The organism is Massilia sp. UYP32, assembly GCF_050434365.1.
GTDB lineage: Bacteria > Pseudomonadota > Gammaproteobacteria > Burkholderiales > Burkholderiaceae_D > Telluria > Telluria timonae.
In genome coordinates, this window is sequence record NZ_JBNDIK010000055.1 from 1 (window position 1) to 2738 (window position 2738).

Genomic DNA, 2738 nt, shown 5'->3' on the forward strand with positions numbered 1-2738 from the left:
GCCGATGATAGTGCTGCAACCAGTGTGAAAGTAGGTTATCGTCAGGCTAGTTATATGAAAAACCCCACCAGGTGATCCTGGTGGGGTTTTTTGCTTTGTGCATCCCATGTACCGTTTGTTGTTCAAGCACCAAATCGCTTTGACATAAAGCACATTGCGTACAAATAACTTTGCTTTCTGTCCAGAATCAATCGTGCGTGGCAGATAGTTTTCTATAATTCTTCGTTACCCAATTATTTGTTCTTGTTGGCATATCAAGCCGACAGGGACGTCGTTTGCCTCATCACTTTTAAAAAGAATATTATGCGATCACTTTCTGCACTCAGCACGCGGGCCAAGCTAGGCCTCGGGTTTGGACTTGTCGGGATCCTGATCATCGTCCTGGCCATCTTTGCGTGGCGTGAATTAGGTAATGTCGGTCAGGAACTTACCGTACAAAATACGGTGCGCACTAATCAGCTCGAGCGCCTCTACGAGTTGCGCGAGTCGCTCGCCCAGACCGGTCTCGCCGCGCGCATTGCCTACATTTTTCCGGACGCCACTGACGCCACGCGTGAACTCGACCTCCTGGACGAACAGAAAGCCCGTTATCTCGCCGAGCTGCAAGCCCTGGAGCCACTGTTCGTGGGGAATGCCGACTTCGCGAAGATGCGCGATGGACTGTTGCAGATGGCGCAAGAGCTGAACCGCCCACGCCGTTACCGCGATGCCGGGCAGATGGCCGAGTACGGTGCCTTCCTCGTCAATGAATGCAGTCCATTGCGCCGTCAAAACGTCCTCGATATCGATCGGGTCATCACCACCGTTCAGGAACATGTCGAAGCCGGTACGGCCCATGCGCAGGAGTCGATCGCTTCCGCCAAGACCACGATCATCGTGGTCACGCTTGCCGCGGTCGCACTGAGCCTGGTGATCGGCAGCGCGATCACGGCACACCTGCTGCGCCAGCTGGGCGGCGAGCCGGTCGAAGTCAATCGCATCGCGTCGGCCATTGCCGCGGGCGACCTCACCGTCGACGTCGCCGTGCGCCCCAACGACGAGGCCAGCGTCATGCATGCCATCCGTGAAATGCAGCTCAGTTTGCAAAACATCGTTGCCCAGGTTCGCGGCGGCACCGACATGATCGCGACCGCTTCCAGTGAGATCAGCGCCGGCAACGACGATCTGTCGATGCGCACCGAGGAACAGGCGAATTCACTGGGTCGCACCGCGGACTCGATGAAAGAGCTGACCGCTGTCGTCGAACAGAACACCGCCTATGCCCGTCACGCCAACGCGCTCGCCGCATCGGCCAGCGTAGTCGCAGCCAAAGGCGGCACCGTCGTCTCCGCCGTGGTCAATACCATGCAGGATATCAACGCCTCGGCCCGCAAGATATCGGACATCACCAGCGTGATCGACGCCATCGCCTTCCAGACCAATATCCTGGCGTTGAATGCTGCGGTCGAAGCGGCGCGCGCCGGCGAGCAGGGACGGGGCTTCGCCGTGGTCGCGAGCGAAGTGCGCAACCTGGCGCAGCGCTCGGCCACTGCCGCCAAGGAGATCTCGGCATTGATCGGCGAATCGGTCGCCAAGGTCGATGCGGGTTCGAAGCTGGTGGAGCAGGCTGGCACCACGATGGACGACATCGTGACCAGCGTGAAGGAAGTCAGCGGCATCATCGCTGAGATTACGACCGCGAGCGAAGCCCAGCATGCCGGTATCCAGCAAGTGAACCATGCGGTGGGTCAAATGGACGAGGCAACCCAGCAGAACGCTGCGCTGGTCGAGCAAGCCGCAGCTTCCGCCGCGGCACTCAAGGAACAGGCAGCGATGCTGTTGCGCACGGTGCGCGTGTTCCGCATTGGCGCCGAGGGCAGCCCGCTGCGGATCGCGGGCTGACTTTCCTACCTATCAGGCGCCGCTCAGTCGGCGCTGTCGTTCAGGCTCTTGCGCAGGTTTACCAACTGGTCGCGCAAAGCGGACGCCTCATCGACCGAGCACTGGGTCGCACACAATACCGCCGGCATCACGCTGGCGGCTTCTTTCCTCAACGTGTTGCCCTCTTCGGTCAGGCTGATGATCACCTGGCGTTCATCGCTGCGCGCGCGGTTACGCTGGACCAGTCCCTGGGCTTCCATACGCTTGAGCAAAGGTGTCAAGGTCGCGGAATCCAGGAACAGGCGCTCGCCGATGTCGGACACGGTCAGCTGATCTTGTTCCCACAACACCATCATCACGAGATACTGCGGGTAGGTGAGCCCGAGCTTTGGCAACAAACCGCGGTAGACCCGCATCATCGCCAGGGAGGTCGAGTACAAGGCGAAGCACAGCTGCTCGTCGAGCATGGGCGTCGCAGGGGAGGTGGAAGTGTTCGCATTCATGTTTCCAATATAGGTCGCACACTAGATAATTGCAAGCGATGGTCCGCAAGATCCGAGATGCCAGCACCTCTACATTGTAATGAGTGCGAGTACGTACTTTTTTGCATCTCTGCGCGAGAGGACGACAATCATGAGTCCCCTGTATTACCAGCAGCAGGCGCGAGTGCCGGAGGCGCCTCGTCCTTGCAGGGCGCCGAGCAGCTGCGCAGTGTGGCGCCATCGCCATGAGTGCTCACTGCAGAACAATATTATTGCTGAGTACTTGCGCGACCGGGTAGGGCTAAAGTGGACCCATCAGTCAAGACACTCAGCCGGCTAGTTTAAGCTGTGTCCATTTCCACTTCAGCAGCTGCCCGGCGCTGCCCCGTTCCGCCG

General features: G+C 59.2%; 2 protein-coding genes. One reads left to right on the forward strand and one right to left on the reverse strand.

Translation table 11 applies throughout. The annotated features are described in order from the left end of the window. Positions 1-303 precede the first annotated feature (303 nt). Positions 304-1881, forward strand: a complete 1578-nt coding sequence (locus ABIB42_RS25760) for a methyl-accepting chemotaxis protein (protein WP_429249206.1) — start codon at positions 304-306, stop codon at positions 1879-1881. Positions 1882-1904: 23 nt separating this feature from the next. Here ABIB42_RS25760 and ABIB42_RS25765 read toward each other — a convergent pair whose 3' ends face one another. Then, entirely contained in the window at positions 1905-2363 is a 459-nt protein-coding gene (locus tag ABIB42_RS25765) for a MarR family winged helix-turn-helix transcriptional regulator (RefSeq protein ID WP_040778550.1), read from the reverse strand. Between the last annotated feature and the right edge of the window lie 375 nt (positions 2364-2738).